This is a genomic window from Protofrankia sp. CiP1_Cm_nod1 (genome assembly GCF_920888515.1).
Classification (GTDB): Bacteria; Actinomycetota; Actinomycetes; order Frankiales; family Frankiaceae; genus Protofrankia.
Genome location: NZ_CAKKTM010000459.1, coordinates 20483 through 35818, shown reverse-complemented (window position 1 = coordinate 35818; position 15336 = coordinate 20483). Strand labels below are relative to the sequence as shown.

Sequence of the window (15336 nt, the reverse complement as noted above, 5' to 3'; positions counted from 1 at the left end):
GGCCTGCACCCGGGCCGCACCCGGGCCGCACCCGGGCCGCACCCGGGCCGCGGGCGGGCACGGGCGGGCACGGGCCCGGCGAAGGACACGGGTGAAGGACATATCGGTTGATATCGCGCCCGCTGCCTGTTCGTCGACCGGAACGGCCGGGGCCGGCCGGGTACGGTCGTTGATGTGACGCCGCAGGAGACTCCATCGTGGGACGCCGCGGACGGGCCATGGCGCTGCCGCCTGCACGTGGTGAGCGGCAAGGGCGGCACCGGCAAGACGACCGTCGCCGGTGCGCTCGCGGTGGCACTGGCCACCGGTGGCAGGCGCGTCCTGCTCACCGAGGTCGAGGGACGCCAGCAGATCGCCCAGCTCTTCGACACCCCGCCGCTGCCCTACGCGGAACGCAAGGTCGCGAGCGCTCCCGGTGGCGGCGAGGTCTTCGCGCTCGCCATCGACGCGGAGGAGGCGCTGCTGGAGTACCTGGAGATGTTCTACAACCTCCGCCGCGCGGGCCGGGCGCTGGAGCGGATCGGCGCCGTCGACTTCGCCACCACGATCGCGCCGGGCGTCCGTGACGTCCTGCTCACCGGCAAGGTGAAGGAGGCGGTCAACCGCCCGGACGCGGCCCGCCCCGGGGGCAGGGCCTACGACGCGGTGGTTCTCGACGCGCCGCCGACCGGGCGGGTCACCCGGTTCCTCAACGTCAGCGCCGAGGTCGCCGGGCTGGCCAGGGTGGGCCCGGTCCGCGCCCAGGCCGACAGCGTGATGGCGGTGATGCGCTCCGAGCAGACAGCCGTGCACCTGGTCACCCTCCTGGAGGAGATGCCGGTCCAGGAGACCGTGGACGGCGTCGCCGAGCTGCGTGCCGCCGGGCTGCGGGTCGGCGGTGTGATCGTGAACATGGTCCGGACGCCGTTGCTCGTCGACGAGGAGCTCAAGCGGGCCGGCGCGGGCCGGCTGGACGTCGAGGAGCTGGCCGCGGGCGTGAAGGCGGCCGGCATCGTCCCCGCTGCCGCGCTGATGGACGCGCTGGTGGCGGAGGCGGCCCAGCATGCCCACCGGGTGGCCCTGGAGCGGGCCGAACGCGGCGAGATCGAGGCGTTGGGACGTCCTGTGTACGAACTGCCCCTGGTCGCCGACGGCGTGGACGTCGGCGTGATCTACCGGTTCGCGGAGTTGTTGCGGATGCAACGGATGGTCGGATGAGCAACGGTCGGACGAGCGGGCTCGCGGCTGTGGGGACGCGGCTGCCCCCGGCAACGCCCGCGTCCAGGGTGCCCGCGTCCATGGCGCCGGCGTCCGCGGTGCCGGTGCTGGATGTCGACGCCATGCTCGACAGCGAGAAGATCATCGTGTGCTGCGGGTCGGGCGGGGTCGGGAAGACCACGGTCGCCGCCGCGCTCGCGCTGCGCGCGGCCGAGCGGGGCCGCCGGACGGTCGTCCTCACGATCGACCCGGCCCGCCGGCTGGCCCAGTCCATGGGCCTGACCGAGCTGGACAACAACCCCCGGGAGGTCGTGGGGGTGGACCGCTCCGCGGGTGGCCATCTCGACGCGATGATGCTCGACATGAAGCGGACGTTCGACGAGATCGTCCTCGTGCACGCGACCCCGGAGCGCGCCCAGCAGTTACTCGACAACCCCTTCTACCAGTCGCTGTCGTCGTCCTTCGCCGGTACCCAGGAGTACATGGCGATGGAGAAGCTCGGCCAGCTGGACGCGACGGGCGAGTGGGACCTCATCGTCGTCGACACCCCGCCGACCCGGTCGGCCCTGGACTTCCTGGACGCGCCCAACCGCCTGAGCGCCTTTCTCGACGGCCGGCTGCTGCGGCTGCTGCTCGCCCCGGCGAAGGCCGGCGGGAAGATGTACCTGAAGGTCGTAGGCGTCGGGCTGGGTGTGTTCAGCAGGGTGTTGACGAAGATCGTCGGCGCGCAGCTGCTCGCCGACCTCAGCCAGTTCGTGGCCGCCCTGGAGACGATGTTCGGAGGGTTCCGGCAGCGCGCCGACCAGACGTACCAGCTGCTGGGCGCGCCCGGGACGTCCTTTGTCGTGGTGGCGGCGCCGGAGGCCGCGGCGCTGCGGGAGGCGTCGTACTTCGTCGACCGTCTCGACGCGGACGGGATGCCGTTGGCGGGCCTCGTCGTCAACCGGGTCCACCCGGTCGGGCCGCCCGCCCGCGGGCTGACCGTGGAACGCAGCCTGGCGGCGGCCGAGACGCTCGGTGAGCACGCCGAACATCCGCTGGCGGCGGCGGTGCTGCGCATCCACGCGGAACGGGTGCGGCTGGCCACCCGGGAGCAGCGCCTGCGGGACCGCTTCACCAGCGCGCATCCCGACACGCCCCTGGTCGAGGTCGACGCGTTCGCCGGCGACGTTCACGACCTCGACGGCCTGCGCGCTGTCGGCGCCGTACTTGCCGGTGACAGTCCGCCCGGTTTCCCCGACCTTCCCGGCCTCCCCGAGCAGGCCCACGACGTCGCCCCGGGGCAGACCAGCTAGCGCGAACCGAAGAGGGTGGCGGCCGAATGGGGTGGTGACGTGGTTCTCGTCCCCTGTCACCCCGCGTCCGCCGCGCCGTGGCTGCGTTCGCCGACGCCGTCTCCCGCCTGGCGTTGGTGGGGCTGTCGGCGACCGGCCGGTTTCATGAGGACTGTGGGGGCGCAGGGCAGCGGTGTCGCCTGCCCCGCCGGGTGGATCTCAACCGGCGGGGACTACGGAACGTCACAGGCGCGCGGGCGGCGGTGTCGCGTGTCCCGCGGGGGCTGTCGGCTGGTCGAGCCCGCGGGTGCGCGAACGGTTGTGATCGCGCACCCGTCGAGCGGATCGGGCATCTGAGTCCGTCCGGTCGTCCTTGCTCGTCCGGCTAGCCCGGATCATCGCTGGCAGCGACGCCGTCGTCGAGCGGTTGTCCCGTTAGTGACGTTGATGTCCGCAATGCCCCATAGACGTGTGATGATGAGCCGCGCTGGGGAGCCGGACAGCGAGTTCGTCAACGAAAAACCAACAGGACGCCAGTAGGTGACCAGTAGGGGACGAGGTGCGGACGGTCCTAACCGGCGGAGGCGGTGCCGTGGTGGGCGCGCGCGTCCGCGAGCAGCTTCCGCCACGATGTGACGTCCGGTCGCCGGCGCAGCAGTGCCCGGCGTTCCCGTTCGGTCATACCGCCCCAGACTCCGAACTCCACTCGGTTGTCAAGGGCGTCAGCGAGGCACTCGGTGCGGACGAGGCATCCGAAGCACCGGGTCTTCACCCGGTTCTGTGCCGCTCCCTGGACGAAGAGGTCGTCCGGGTCCAGGTCGCGACAGGCCGCGTTCGCGGTCCAGTCGCCGTCGACGGTCGAGCCGATCAACTGTGTCGAGCTGGCACGTCGGGCGGCACTGGTGCGGGTCGCCAGGCTGCTGGTCATGCCACCTGCCTTTCTTCTCGAGACCGGGTCAGGGGGCCCGTGCGGGTGGTGACGTGGCTTCGCCCGAAACCGTATGGAGCGTCTCCGCCACGGCACAGACCCCACACGGGTGGTTGTCTAAATGACCCGTCCGGGCCATTGATCCGAATGACGAGAGAGGCGCTATCTGTAACCAGATCATGTCGTGTGCGTGACATTCATATGTCCGTTCCGTGCGGTCGTACGCTGGTGCGGGAAGCGCGGCTGAGCGGCCGTGCGAGGGGGCCGTTTGGAGGTTCCCGGACGTGACCAGCGCGACAGGCCCAGGCCGCGAGGGCCTGTGGCCGCCCGCCGGTTCCGACCGGGCCGGCTACGGCAGAGGGGTCGCGTCGGGTGCCGGCCTGATGCCGGACGGTCCACGTCGCGGCCGTCCGCGCGTGTGGACGGTGGTCGAGCGGGCCGGGCAGGCCATGATCCTCAGCGGGCTCGCGGGTGTCCTGCTCGCGCTGGTGATGTTGCCGGTCGTGGCGCTGGCGGGCCTGACGGTGAAGGGCGGCGCCGACGCCTTCCTGGACCTGCCGGCGAACCTCGCCGTCCCGCCACTGCCGCAGGCGTCCCGCATCCTGGACGCCAGGGGTAATGTCATCGGATATCTGCGAGGTGAGCAGGACCGGCAGATCGTCCCCCTCGACCGCATTCCGGCGGTACTGCGCCAGGCGGTCATAGACATCGAGGACTCCCGCTTCTACGAGCACACCGGCCTCGACTACCGGGGGCTGCTGCGGGCCTATGTCTCCAACCAGGAGTCCGGGGCGGTCACGCAAGGCGGGTCCACTCTCACTCAGCAGTACGTGAAGAACGTCCTCCTGCAGGCCGCGACCTCCAAGGAGGAAAAAGACGCCGCGACCGAGCAGACCGTCAGACGTAAACTCCGGGAAGCACGCTACGCACTTTACCTCGAGGAGCACCTGAGCAAGGACCAGATTCTTGAAAGGTATCTGAACATAGCCTACTTCGGGGACGGCGCCTACGGCGTGGAAACCGCGGCGAAACACTATTTCAACGTCGAGGCCGACCAGCTCACCCTCCCGCAGGCGGCGATGCTGGCAGGTCTGGTCAAGAACCCGACCGCCTACAACCCGGTGCTGCACCCGCAGGCGGCGATGTCGCGACGGGACGTCGTCCTGGAGCGTATGCACGAACTCGGCCACGTCAGCGATGAGCAGTTGCGACAGATTCGGGGGGCCCCGGTGGTGCTCAACCGTCCACCGCAGGCGGCAGACCCCTGCCAGCTGTCGTCGGTGCCGTTCTTCTGCGCCTACGTCCGCCGCGCGCTGCTTGCCGACGAGCGCTTCGGGGCGACCCAGACGGACCGGGAGCGGCTGCTGTTCGAGGGCGGCCTGACGATCCGCACCACGCTCGACCCGGTCGCCCAGGCCGCCGCGCAGAACGCGGCGAACACCGTCGTGCCGCCCGGAAACCGGGTGGCGGCGGGAGTGGTGACGCTCCAGCCGGGCACCGGGAACGTGCTGGCGCTGGCGGTGAACCGGGAGTACGGCCCGTCCGCGGACGGCCAGCCGCCGGAGCGGACCACCGACTTCGTGCACACCAAGCAGATAATCCCGCTGGAGCAGGCCTCGTTCTCCCCGGGATCCACCTTCAAGGTCTTCACCCTTGCCGCGGCCCTGGAAAAGGGGCTGCCGCTGAACACCACGTACTATTCCCCGGCCTGCTACCACTCGGATGTCTTCCACAATCCGGACACCGACGACAACGGGCGCCAGAGCCAGGGGGACTGCTACGGCAACGCCGACCCGAACGAGGCCGGCTTATATTCCATGACCACGGCGACCTGGGACTCGGTCAACACCTACTACATCCAGCTCGCGGAGAAGGTCGGGCTGCGCAGCACCGCCGAGATGGCACGCCGGCTGGGGGTGACCTCCTGCCGGGTGCAGGACCAGTCCGCGTCCCTGCGCTGCCCCGGCGGCGGCATCGGGCCGGTCGACGGAGCGGCCGTGCTCGGCACCAACGAGATCTCCACCATGGATCTGGTGACCGCCTACGCCACGCTGGCCAACCACGGTGTCCGGTGCGATCCGCGGCCCTTCGAGTCGATCACCCAGCGGGTCGGCAGCACCGACCGGCCGGTGCCCTACACCGCGCCCGGGCCGTGCCGCCAGGTGCTCAGGACAGAGATCGCGGACACGGTCACCTCGGTCCTCGAAGGCGTCATCCTGTACGGGACCGGGGCCCCCAACGCGCAGATCGGCCGGCCGGCCGCGGGCAAGACCGGCACCGCCGAAGGCTTCAGCACCGCGTCGTTCGCCGGTTACATCCCCCAGCTGGCCACCGCCGTGACCGTCGCCGACCCGCGCTCACCCACGACGTATCCGCTGCGTAACGTCCTCGGTCATCCGGTCGTCTACGGTGGCGGCCTGCCCGCCCAGGTGTGGGCGAGGACGATGCGTGGCACCGTCGACGGGCTCGGGCTGCCGGTCGCGCCGATGCCCTCCCCGGACGCCACCCAGCCCCACCCGGCGAAGAAGACGCTGCCGGACGTCGTCGGCCTGGACCTGTCCCTGGCACAGCAGCAGCTGACCTCCCAGGGCTTCCGGGTGACGGTGCAGGAGATCTGGAGCCCGTTCTCGAAGGGGACGGTGCTGGCGATGAATCCCGGCGGCAATCAGGAGGTGGACGAGGGCTCGGAGGTCGTGCTGATGGTCTCCCAGGGCTTCGTCCTGCGCTCCTTCCGAACCGACGCCGGGGGAGCCCCGGCCCGGCTCGACAGCGGGAGGACCTCCGTTCGCCCCGGTCCCGCCACCGCGGGATCCAGGCGTGCCCGGGGCGACGGCAGGGCTGGCGCGGGCTGACGGGCCCTGCCGGCCGCTGGCGGATCGTCCCGTCCGCCCTCTCCTGCCCGGGAGCCGCCCTCTCCTGCCCGGGGGCCGGTCGGCCCTGACCGGGGGCCGGTCGGCCCTGACCGGGGGCCGGTCGGCCGTGTCCCACCAGGGCCGTACGCCGCCCGGCCGGTGTCCGGACGGGCCGCGCCCACCTGCCGCTGACGGGGGATCCGCTGGCCCGCGGTGGCCAGTTCGTCAGCGGCAGGTACCGGATGCCGCCGCCAGCGGTGCCCAGCTCACGTTCCGCTCACGTCCAGCTCGCGTCCGGCTCACGGGCTAGGCGGGCGGCGACGCGGCCAGCCGGGCACGGACCAGGGCGGAGACGCGGGCCCCGTCCGCACGCCCGGCCACCTCGGGCTGGACCGCCTTCATCGCGGCGCCCATGGCCTTCGGCCCGGCCAGGCCGTGTTCGGCGACCACCCTGTCGATGATCGCGGCGAGTTCGTCGTCGCCAAGCTGCTGAGGGAGGTAGGCGGCCAGGATCCCACCCTCGTCGTTTTCCTTGCTGGCCTGTTCCGCGCGGCCCGCCGCGGTGAAGGCCTCGGCGGCCTCCCGCCGTTTGCGGACCTCCCGGGTGAGTACCTTCTGCACCTCGGCGTCGGACAGCTCGCGAACGCTCCTGCCGGCGACCTCCTCGTCCTTCAGCGCCGCCAGGGCCATCCGCAGGGTGGACGTCCGCAGCGCGTCCCGCGCCTTCATCGCCGTGGTGAGATCCGCCCGCAGACGATCCTTCAGTTCGCTCACACAGATGACCTTAGTGGTCGGCGCCGGACGCCCGTCGCATCGGCGGATCGCCGAGAAGCCGGCGCCGGAGCCGCTGGCGGCGGCCTGCCCTGGGAGCGATCAACAGCTACTGGCGGGTGGGCTGCCCGCGAGCGCGGCCCGCAGCAGGGCGAGGGCCGACCAGCGCAGGGTCTCGGCGGCCTCGTCGCGGGAGAGACCAGCGACGTCGGTGAGCCAGATCAGTGCCTCGATACCGGCGGCGGAGCGGATCGTGACGGCCAGCCGGTGCGGGTCGAGGTCGGGGTGGGTCTCCCGCAGAGGTGCCAGGGCGCGTTCGATCCAGCCGATGGCACGCCCCTGGCGCAGCACCGGCGGCTGGGCATCGGCAGCAGCGTCCAGTGACAGCCGCAGGGCGGCGCGTAGCTGCGGTTCCCAGTCGAGGGTGATGCGCAGGTGGGCCCGCATCACCAGGTCCAGCCGGGCCAGCGGGTCGCTCGGTGCGTCGTCGGGCAGCAGGGACTCGTGCTGGATCTCCGGGTGGGCGGCGAGCAGCAGGGCGCGCTGGTTGGGGAAGTAGCGGTACGCGGTCGTCCGGGAGATCCCGGCCGCCGCGGCGGCGTCTTCGACGCCTGGGGTCACCCCTTCGGCGAGCAGCCTGCGGGTGGCCGTGACCAGCGCGTCGCGGGTACGGGCCTTCTGCTGGCGGCGTCCCGTCAGCTCATATGGAACCGACATCTCCATCATAGTACTTTCATCCCATGGAATATGGGTCCCATGTTGGACATGTGAATCCCATGATGATGGGACGGATCATGATGGTGAGGCAGGTGAGGTGGCCATGTGCCTGGATCCGGCGGTGACGGACCCCGACCTCTACAAGGTGATCTTTGAGAACGACCGGGTCCGGATCCTGGAGTACCGGGACCGGCCCGGTGACAGGACCAGCCCCCACGAGCACCCCGACAGCGTCATGGTCACCCTGACCTCGTTCCGGCGCAGGATCAGCGCCGGTGGCCGGCAGGCCGAGGTCGATCTCCCTGCCGGGCAGGCGCGCTGGCTCGACGCCCAACGGCACAGCGGCGAGAACACAGGCGGCACCGACACGCACTCGATCTTCATCGAGCTGAAGGAGCCCAGGCCCGCGGGTTTGCCCGCCCCCGCCGACGCCCTCGGCCCCAGCGGCGGCTGACCCGGCCATCGCACCGCCCTCCACGGCCGTTGCGGCCACGTCCACCCACGTACCGGTCGGCTGCCGGACCAGCTCTGGCCTCGGCGGGCGCCGACGGCCGGCCCGGCAGGTGCCGGCGGCGGATGTCCGGTCGGTCACGGCGTACGCGACGCGCCCCGCGAGCCGCCCATCACAGCGCAACCTGAGCCACACTTGTCCGATGACGAGTGGGCGACGGTTGAAACGGTCACCTGCAGGGGCGCGGGGGCGCACTGTCGGTCGGACGGCCACCGGGCTCGGAGCGGCAGGTGCCCTTGCCCTGGCATATGCCGCTGGCTACGAGCGCACCGCCTACACCCTGCGTCGGGTGGTGCTGCCGATGCTCGCGCGGGACGCACCGCCACTGCGTATCCTGCACATCTCCGACCTGCACATCACCCCGAACCAGAAGCGCAAGCTGGAGTGGATCGGGGATCTCGCCCGCCTGGTGCCCGACCTGGTGGTGCTGACCGGTGACGTCCTGGCGCATCCGGACGCCGACGAGCCGACGCTGCTGGCGCTGTCGTCCCTGTCCGGCTTCCCCGGGGTGTTCGTGCCGGGCAACAACGACTACTACGCGCCGACGTTGAAGAGCCCGCACCGCTACCTGCTGCCCAAGGACGTCTCCACCCCGAAGGGCACCCCGCTGGACTGGGCCGGCTTCGCCAAGAGCCTGACCGCCGACAGCGGCTGGCTGGACCTGACCAACAGCCGGACGACGCTGCGCGCCGGTGGGCTGCGGATCGACGTCCGCGGCGTCGACGACGCCAGGCTCGGGCGGGACGATCTCTCCGCGGTGCTCGGCCCGCGCGACGACGGCGACGTCGATCTGGTGCTGGGGCTGTCACACACCCCGGAGCCCCGGGTGCTGGACGCCTACACCGCGGACGGGGTGGCGCTGACGCTCTCCGGCCACACACACGGCGGGCAGATCCGGGTGCCGTTCGTCGGGGCGCTGGTCGCCAACTGTGGCCTCGACCGTGGCCGGGTCCGCGGGCTGTCCCGTTACGAGGCCGGCGGGCGTTCGTCGTGGCTGCACGTCTCCGCGGGCCTCGGGACGTCCCCGTTCGCGCCGGTCCGGTTCGCCTGCCGGCCGGAGGCCACCCTGATCACCCTCGCGCCGGCCGCGTGGACCTGACGCCCCGCGCGGACCCGGCGCCGTGGCCCGTGGGGGTGAGCGTGGCCCGTGGTGGAGGTGGGCGCTGTCGCGGCCTTCGTGCCGCTGCCGGGGGCTGGAGCCGCTCCCCGCGAACCTGTCCGGCCACCCCGTGCCGAGGATGGCCGGCGGATCAGGTAGACTTCGTGGTGGTCACGGGGTGTGGCGCAGCTTGGTAGCGCGCTTCGTTCGGGACGAAGAGGTCGTGGGTTCGAATCCCGCCACCCCGACCACGCAGGCCCTGTGATCCTTTTTTGGATCATGGGGCCTGAGTTCTTTGCGCTCTTCGGTCTTCCCGTTTCCTCCCAACGGCAGGCCGCCGTCGCGGGAAGGGAGACGAAACGGAATCGCGGGTGGCGCGCTTCGAGGCGTTGCTGACGTCCAGCGGGAGCGAACTGCTCGATCGCCTCGCCAGCGAAGCCGGTGCGGGCGGCGGCATCGGCGGAGGCGGGGGAGCCAGGGGAACGGCCGGCCCGCGGCAGGCGCTGCGCCTCGGGACGCGGCTGCGTGTCGACTATCCGACGGATCTCGTGGTCGACGCGCTGGGCCAGCACGAGCTGCGGACGGCGGCCGGGGCGAAGTTCAGCCGGGCGATGGAGATGTTCTTCACCCGCGCCGGCCTGGAACAGGCGTCGCCGCAGGTCGTGGCCGAGCACACCGCTTCGCGGTACGCGGCCGGGGATACCGTCGCCGACCTGTGCTGCGGTATCGGCGGGGACATGCTCGCGCTCGCCGGGCACCACCGGGTGATCGCCGTGGACGTCGACCCGCTCCATCTGCGTGTCGCGCGGGCCAACGCGGACGTCCTGGGCGTCGGGGGCAGCGTGACGACCGTTCTCTCCGACGTCCGCGACGTCGATCTGGCGGGGGCGGACGCGGTGTTCGTCGACCCGGCCCGGCGCGCCGGTCAGCGGCGGCTGCGCACCGGTGACAGCGAGCCACCGCTGGCCTGGTGCCTGGAGCTCGCCGGACGGGTCGCGAAGGTGGGGATCAAGGCCGCTCCCGGGCTTCCGCGGGAGGCCGTGCCCGCCGGCTGGGAGCTGGAGTTCATCGCCGTGGGCAGGGACCTCAAGGAGGCGGTGGCCTGGTCCCCGGCGCTGGCCACCACGGGCACCCGCGCGACCCTCCTGCCCGGCGGGCACACGCTCACCCCCGCGCCGGCGGGCTACGGGGCGCCCGCGGTGCCGGTGCGGGCGCCGGGTGAATACCTCCTCGACCCGAACCCGGCTGTCACCCGTGCCGGGCTCGTCGCGGAGCTGGCCCGGGAACTTGGCGCCTGGAAGATCGACGAAAGAATCGCCTTCCTGTCGGCGGACGCACCGATACGCACGCCGTTCGGCCGTCCGCTGCGCGTCATCGACTCCGCGCCGTGGAACCAGAAGCAGCTGCCCGCCCGCCTGCGCGCGCTGGACATCGGATCGGTCGACATCCGGCGGCGCGGCCTGGCGGGTGACGTCGACGAGCTGCGTAAACGCCTGAAGCTCTCCGGTACCCGCCGGGCCACCCTCGTCATGACCCGTGTCGACAACCGCCCCTGGGGCCTGACCTGCCTCACCGACGAGTGACGGCCCGCGATACCGCGTCCCGAGCACACCCCGCCCGGCCAGGGGCTGGCCAGAGCGGAACCGGCCAGAACGTGATCAGCCAGGCCGTGATCAGCCGGCCTGGCCGAGGATGGCCGCGGCCGAGCCCCGGTATCCGGGACATCCGGCCAACATTCTGTTGATCTTCATGCCGTGCGGCTCGGGCCGCCCGTTCCAGAAGTCGGTCGATGCGCCCCGCGGCCTTATGTCATGCCTGTCAGCTTCATCACCTTTCTCCCTTGACAAGGGCTTTCAGTAGGTATTCATCAGTACGACCCGTGGGGAGAAGTCCTCGACAGGCACGCCCGCCGGGGGCGGCGGGCCATGGTCCGCCGGATCCTGCTGGCTGTCACGGTGGTTCTCGTCGCAGCCTTCTGCGTGGGCGTGCTGTTCGGCCTGCCGCTGTTGCACCGGATACGGGACGATCGGAACGCGGCGTCACCGACCGCCGCGGATCCTTTTGCTGGCACCCCGGCCGCGAGTTTCGCCGCCGGCGCGGACGGGCTTGTCCTGCCCGCCGCGGCCGACACCGGCTCCTTCACCGCGGCCGAGGTCGAGACGGCCCTGCAACAGGCGAAGAAGCTCCTGGTCGCCGCCTACCTGGATCCCCGGGTGTTCGGCGGTGACCTCGGTCCGGTGTACGCGACCATGAACAACGGACTACGGCAGTCCATCCAGGAGACGGCCGCCGATCCGTCGAAAAACGACGAGATTCTTTTCCCTGCCGCGCGTTTCGCGCCGGGTGTGACGTTGGCGGCCCCTGACGCCCGGGCGAAGGGGAGTATCACCTACGCTCCTGGTGAAAAGCCGGGGACGCTGGTGGTCACGGCGAACCACGTGTATGTGTATCCGCTGCGCCGTGATTCCTTCCAGGCGCTGCTCACGGTGCATCGTGATCTTGATATCACCTTCTACCGGCCGGGAACGGCACCGGCAGGCCGGGATGGAATAAGCGGTATCGGTGGCAGGGGCGCCCTGTACTGGGATTTCGACTGCGAAGCCATGAAAAAGGGGCTGCTTGCCCCGGGCCGGCCGCTCGGTTACGCCGACACCGAACCCGGCCAGCCGGCATACCACGAAAGATTCGACCCGGCCACCGCCATCGTGGGGAAGGATATCTGCGGGCCGGGCTGACGGTGCCGCCCCGCCGGCCTGGTCCGGCGGGGCGGGCCGCGTTGGCTGGACGCGGGGCCGACGGCGTTCCGATGGTTCCTATGGCTTTCTGGCGAGGCCGGCCCAGACGGGCATGGGGGTGGTGTCGGCTCCGGGCTCGGGCCGCCACCGGGTGGTCGGGACCACGCCTGGCGCCAGCAGTTCCAGGCCGTCGAAGAACCGCAGGACCTGCTCGTGCGCGCGGAAAGTGACTTTCTCGGCCATCGAGGTGTTCATACGTGTCGAGGCCTTGCGCATCCCATCGGAGATGATGTCGCTGGCGGGATGGGAGAACACCAGGTAGCTGCCGGCGGGGATGGCGTCCACCAGGGTGGCGACGATGCCGTACGGGTCGTCCTCGTCGCGGACGCAGTGCAGGATCGCGATCAGCATGAGTGCCACCGGTTTGGTGAAGTCCAGGATGGCCGCGGCTTTTGTCAGGATCGTGCCGGGGTCGCGCAGGTCGGCCTCGAGGTAGGTGGTCGCGCCCTGGGGGGAACTGGTCAGGAGTGCTTTGGCATGGACGAGGACGATGGGATCGTTGTCGACGTAGACGACGCGTGCGGCGGGGGCAGCCCGTTGGGCGATTTCGTGGGTGTTGTTGGCGGACGGTAGGCCGGTGCCGATGTCGAGGAACTGGCGGATGCCGGCCTCGGCGGCCAGATGGTGTACGGCGCGGCCCAGGAAGGCGCGGTTCGCCAGCACGCTCACAGAAGTGATGGGCACGGCCTCCAGCACTTCTTCGGCCACCTTGCGGTCGGCGGCATAGTTGTTCCTGCCGCCGAGCCAGTAGTCGTAGATCCGGGCGATGTGCGGCACGTCCGGGTTGAGGCTGGCTGGTGGCTGTTCCTCGTCCGCTGCGTCAAGTCCCATGTCAGATCCTTCCGTCCGGCGTCCGCTGCACGCCGGGTCTCAGCTCAGGAAATTCTAGTACCTCTCTACCGAATTCCGGGAAAGTTCGGAGACATCCGGATACATCAGTACACAGCGGCATATCGACGACCGGCTGCCGCGGTGCCGGCTGGTCGGTCGGCCGTGGCTGCGGTCGGCGATCGCGGTCCGTGATGTCAGATCCGCAATATTTACTGAAGGTGACCGATACGCCGGCCGGTTCCACCGGGCGACCGCATCAGATCTCATTGATGATCTTATTGATCGCGCTGGCGGCGCGTTCCGGTGGCACGCTGTCGACGCACAGGCGGTTCATCGCGGCCAGATAGCGGTCCACGTCCTCCAGCTTGTCCAGGTAGGCGGCGCCGGCAAGCTGCTCGAGGTAGACCACATAGGGCAGGTCCGCCTCGGGGAACTGCAGGATGCTGAACGCGCCACCTTCGGCGACGTGGCCGCCGAAGCTGAAGGGCATGACCTGGAGCGTGACGTTCGGCTGCTCGGTCAGGGCGATCAGGTGCTCAAGCTGGGCGCGCATCACCTTGGTTCCGCCGATCGAGCGGCGCAGGGCGGCCTCGTCCAGCACCATCCACAGGTGTGGAGGGCTCGGGCGGGCCAGGATGTGCTGCCGCTGCATCCGGACGTTCACCCGGCGTTCGACGTCCTCCCGCGGGGAGCCCCGGCCGCCCTGAGCGATGACGGCGCGGGCGTAGTCCTCGGTCTGCAGCAGGCCCGGGACGAACTGGACCTCGTAGGACCGGATCAGCGTCGCCGACTCCTCCAGCCCGATGTACGGCTGGAACCAGCCCGGCAGGACATCGCCGTAGTTCTGCCACCAGCTCGGCTGGTTGGCGTCCCGGGCCAGGGACAGCAACGGCTCCCGTTCGGCTTCGGCCGTGACACCGTAGAGGGTGAGCAGATCGGCGACGTCGCGTTCCTTGAAGCTGACACGGCCGAGTTCCAGACGGCTGATCTTCGATTCGGAAGCCCGGATGCTGTATCCGGCGGCCTCCCGGCTGATGCCCCTGCCTTCACGTAATCGACGGAGCTGGGAGCCCAGGACGATGCGACGCACCGTGGGACCACGGTGTAAGTCACCTGTTGTCACGACGGCTCACCTGTCGTCACGTCCCGGCCCTTTCGCAGGTATAATTCTGATGGCATCCTGGTTGGTATCTTCGGTCACTGGGGGCTTCCCCGGATATGTGCCGGGATTCTATCGTCGTGTGTCACGGGTGCGGTGCGTCGCCCGGAGTTCTGTAGGACACCTATCCCGTTTCACCTGTTTCGCTCGTTTTGTTCACGCCGGCTCCGCCGGCTGTCATGCCCGTTGGACGGCCGGCCGTGCCGCCCGCCTGGTCCTGCCGGCCTGGTCCTGCCGGCCGGTCCCGTCGGCCTGGTCCTGCTGGTCGTCAGGATCGCCGGGCTGGTCGGTCGGCGACCGGATTGTCGCTGGCTGATGACCGCCGTCGCCGGCCGGCCGGGCGGCCGGCGCGGTCGGCCGCACTCACTCGGGCTCCCGGCTGGCGCGGCGGCGTATCCCGGCGGTGATGGCGCCAAGAAAAATCTGCGCGACAAGACCGACCACGACGAGATTGCCGAGCATCTGAATCATGGTGATGATCCGGGCTGTCTGGGTAACGGGAGCGATATCGCCGAAACCGACAGTGGTGAACACGGTGAGTGCGAAATACAGGGCGTCCGTGCGCGTCATCGCCTGGGTGAATGCGCAGGCCTGTTCACGTCCGAGCACGAAGTAGGTTCCCGCGAAGATCAGCAGGAACAGCGGGAGGGACACGGCGAAGGCTTCGGCGGCGCGCAGCCCGGGGTAGGCGGACCGGGCGATACGCCGGATCTGGATGCCGACGATGCCGGCGAACGCCAGCAGGGCGGCGGCCAGCGCGATCCCCAGGCCCGCGTGCACGCCGCCCCCGAGGGACCGTCCGAAGGGAAGCAGGTAGTACAGGAACAGCAGGGCGACGATGCTCAGGGCCGCGCGCACCATGGCGCGCGCGACAAGTACCCGCTGGCCGGGCGGCGGCCGGGTGGCCTCGCGCCGGTGCTTCGGCGGGACGTCACGCGCGTTCTTCGTGATCACGGACTGTCCTGGACGAGGACGGCGCGGCCGGCCGTCATGTCAGGGCCTGGCGGGCAGTGGGTCACAGGCTCCTCCGCGTCCCGGGGATCACGGTCGGCGCTCGGGCCGCCGACCGGCCGCGAATCGCGGGCAGGGCCGGGCCCCACCGGCGGTGGCCCGGCATCGCTCGCGGGGTTGATCGGAATCCGAGCCCCGTAGGCGGCCGGGGCCGCGACAGCTGCGCCTGCCGCGGCCCCGGCCGCCTGCCA

General features: G+C 70.7%; 13 protein-coding genes and 1 tRNA gene. 8 read left to right on the top strand and 6 right to left on the bottom strand.

The window, feature by feature from the left end; all coding sequences use genetic code 11:
• Positions 1-174: 174 nt before the first annotated feature.
• A complete protein-coding gene (locus tag NBX02_RS21755; protein WP_250292840.1) occupies positions 175-1197 on the top strand; it encodes an ArsA-related P-loop ATPase in 1023 nt (340 codons plus the stop codon).
• Positions 1194-2492 carry an ArsA family ATPase gene (locus tag NBX02_RS21750; RefSeq protein WP_250286564.1) on the top strand — a complete coding sequence of 433 codons (1299 nt, stop codon included), beginning with the start codon at positions 1194-1196 and terminating at the stop codon, positions 2490-2492. Before NBX02_RS21755 ends, NBX02_RS21750 begins: the two co-directional genes overlap by 4 nt.
• A gap of 550 nt (positions 2493-3042) precedes the next feature.
• Here NBX02_RS21750 and NBX02_RS21745 read toward each other — a convergent pair.
• Entirely contained in the window at positions 3043-3399 is a 357-nt protein-coding gene (locus tag NBX02_RS21745) for a WhiB family transcriptional regulator (RefSeq protein ID WP_131768817.1), read from the bottom strand.
• Positions 3400-3683: 284 nt separating this feature from the next.
• Between NBX02_RS21745 and NBX02_RS21740 the strand changes: the two genes are divergently transcribed.
• The gene (locus NBX02_RS21740; protein ID WP_445548576.1) at positions 3684-6251 is read left to right on the top strand and encodes a transglycosylase domain-containing protein; all 2568 of its coding nucleotides are present in this window, start codon (positions 3684-3686) and stop codon (positions 6249-6251) included.
• A gap of 306 nt (positions 6252-6557) precedes the next feature.
• Here NBX02_RS21740 and NBX02_RS21735 read toward each other — a convergent pair whose 3' ends face one another.
• Together NBX02_RS21735 and NBX02_RS21730 are read right to left on the bottom strand one after the other, a co-directional pair.
• Positions 6558-7025, bottom strand: coding sequence for a GatB/YqeY domain-containing protein (locus NBX02_RS21735; protein ID WP_250286561.1), 468 nt, complete (start codon positions 7023-7025; stop codon positions 6558-6560).
• A 99-nt stretch (positions 7026-7124) separates the two neighbouring features.
• The gene (locus NBX02_RS21730; protein ID WP_250292837.1) at positions 7125-7739 is read right to left on the bottom strand and encodes a TetR/AcrR family transcriptional regulator; all 615 of its coding nucleotides are present in this window, start codon (positions 7737-7739) and stop codon (positions 7125-7127) included.
• 103 nt (positions 7740-7842) lie between these two features.
• Between NBX02_RS21730 and NBX02_RS21725 the strand changes: the two genes are divergently transcribed.
• The 5 genes from NBX02_RS21725 (at position 7843) to NBX02_RS21705 (ending at position 12084) form a co-directional block, all read left to right on the top strand.
• Positions 7843-8193: a cytoplasmic protein gene (locus NBX02_RS21725; protein WP_250292844.1), complete on the top strand. Its 351-nt coding sequence runs from the start codon at positions 7843-7845 to the stop codon at positions 8191-8193.
• A gap of 217 nt (positions 8194-8410) precedes the next feature.
• Positions 8411-9349: a metallophosphoesterase gene (locus tag NBX02_RS21720; protein ID WP_250292835.1), complete on the top strand. Its 939-nt coding sequence runs from the start codon at positions 8411-8413 to the stop codon at positions 9347-9349.
• Positions 9350-9523: 174 nt separating this feature from the next.
• A tRNA-Pro gene (locus NBX02_RS21715) sits at positions 9524-9600 on the top strand.
• A 120-nt stretch (positions 9601-9720) separates the two neighbouring features.
• Entirely contained in the window at positions 9721-10932 is a 1212-nt protein-coding gene (locus tag NBX02_RS21710) for a THUMP-like domain-containing protein (RefSeq protein WP_250284432.1), read from the top strand.
• A gap of 342 nt (positions 10933-11274) precedes the next feature.
• Positions 11275-12084 (top strand): hypothetical protein, encoded by an 810-nt coding sequence (locus NBX02_RS21705; RefSeq protein ID WP_250292832.1) that lies wholly within the window; start codon positions 11275-11277, stop codon positions 12082-12084.
• Between the two features lie 78 nt (positions 12085-12162).
• On the opposite strand, the gene NBX02_RS21700 is transcribed toward NBX02_RS21705, so the two are convergent.
• The 3 genes from NBX02_RS21700 to NBX02_RS21690 form a co-directional block, all read right to left on the bottom strand.
• Positions 12163-12975, bottom strand: coding sequence for an SAM-dependent methyltransferase (locus tag NBX02_RS21700; protein WP_250284428.1), 813 nt, complete (start codon positions 12973-12975; stop codon positions 12163-12165).
• Positions 12976-13231: 256 nt separating this feature from the next.
• Complete coding sequence (locus tag NBX02_RS21695) at positions 13232-14098, bottom strand: helix-turn-helix domain-containing protein (RefSeq protein ID WP_250284426.1); 867 nt, start codon at positions 14096-14098, stop codon at positions 13232-13234.
• Between the two features lie 399 nt (positions 14099-14497).
• Positions 14498-15088, bottom strand: a complete 591-nt coding sequence (locus NBX02_RS21690; RefSeq protein WP_250292829.1) for a potassium channel family protein — start codon at positions 15086-15088, stop codon at positions 14498-14500.
• Positions 15089-15336 lie beyond the last annotated feature (248 nt).

Excerpts from the sequence above, each read along its gene's own strand:
- NBX02_RS21750 (WP_250286564.1), top strand. The coding sequence starts at position 1,194 with ATGAGCAACGGTCGGACGAGCGGGCTCGCGGCTGTGGGGACGCGGCTG.
- NBX02_RS21745 (WP_131768817.1), bottom strand. The coding sequence starts at position 3,399 with ATGACCAGCAGCCTGGCGACCCGCACCAGTGCCGCCCGACGTGCCAGC.
- NBX02_RS21730 (WP_250292837.1), bottom strand. The coding sequence starts at position 7,739 with ATGTCGGTTCCATATGAGCTGACGGGACGCCGCCAGCAGAAGGCCCGT.
- NBX02_RS21725 (WP_250292844.1), top strand. The coding sequence starts at position 7,843 with ATGTGCCTGGATCCGGCGGTGACGGACCCCGACCTCTACAAGGTGATC.
- NBX02_RS21705 (WP_250292832.1), top strand. The coding sequence starts at position 11,275 with ATGGTCCGCCGGATCCTGCTGGCTGTCACGGTGGTTCTCGTCGCAGCC.
- NBX02_RS21700 (WP_250284428.1), bottom strand. The coding sequence starts at position 12,975 with ATGGGACTTGACGCAGCGGACGAGGAACAGCCACCAGCCAGCCTCAAC.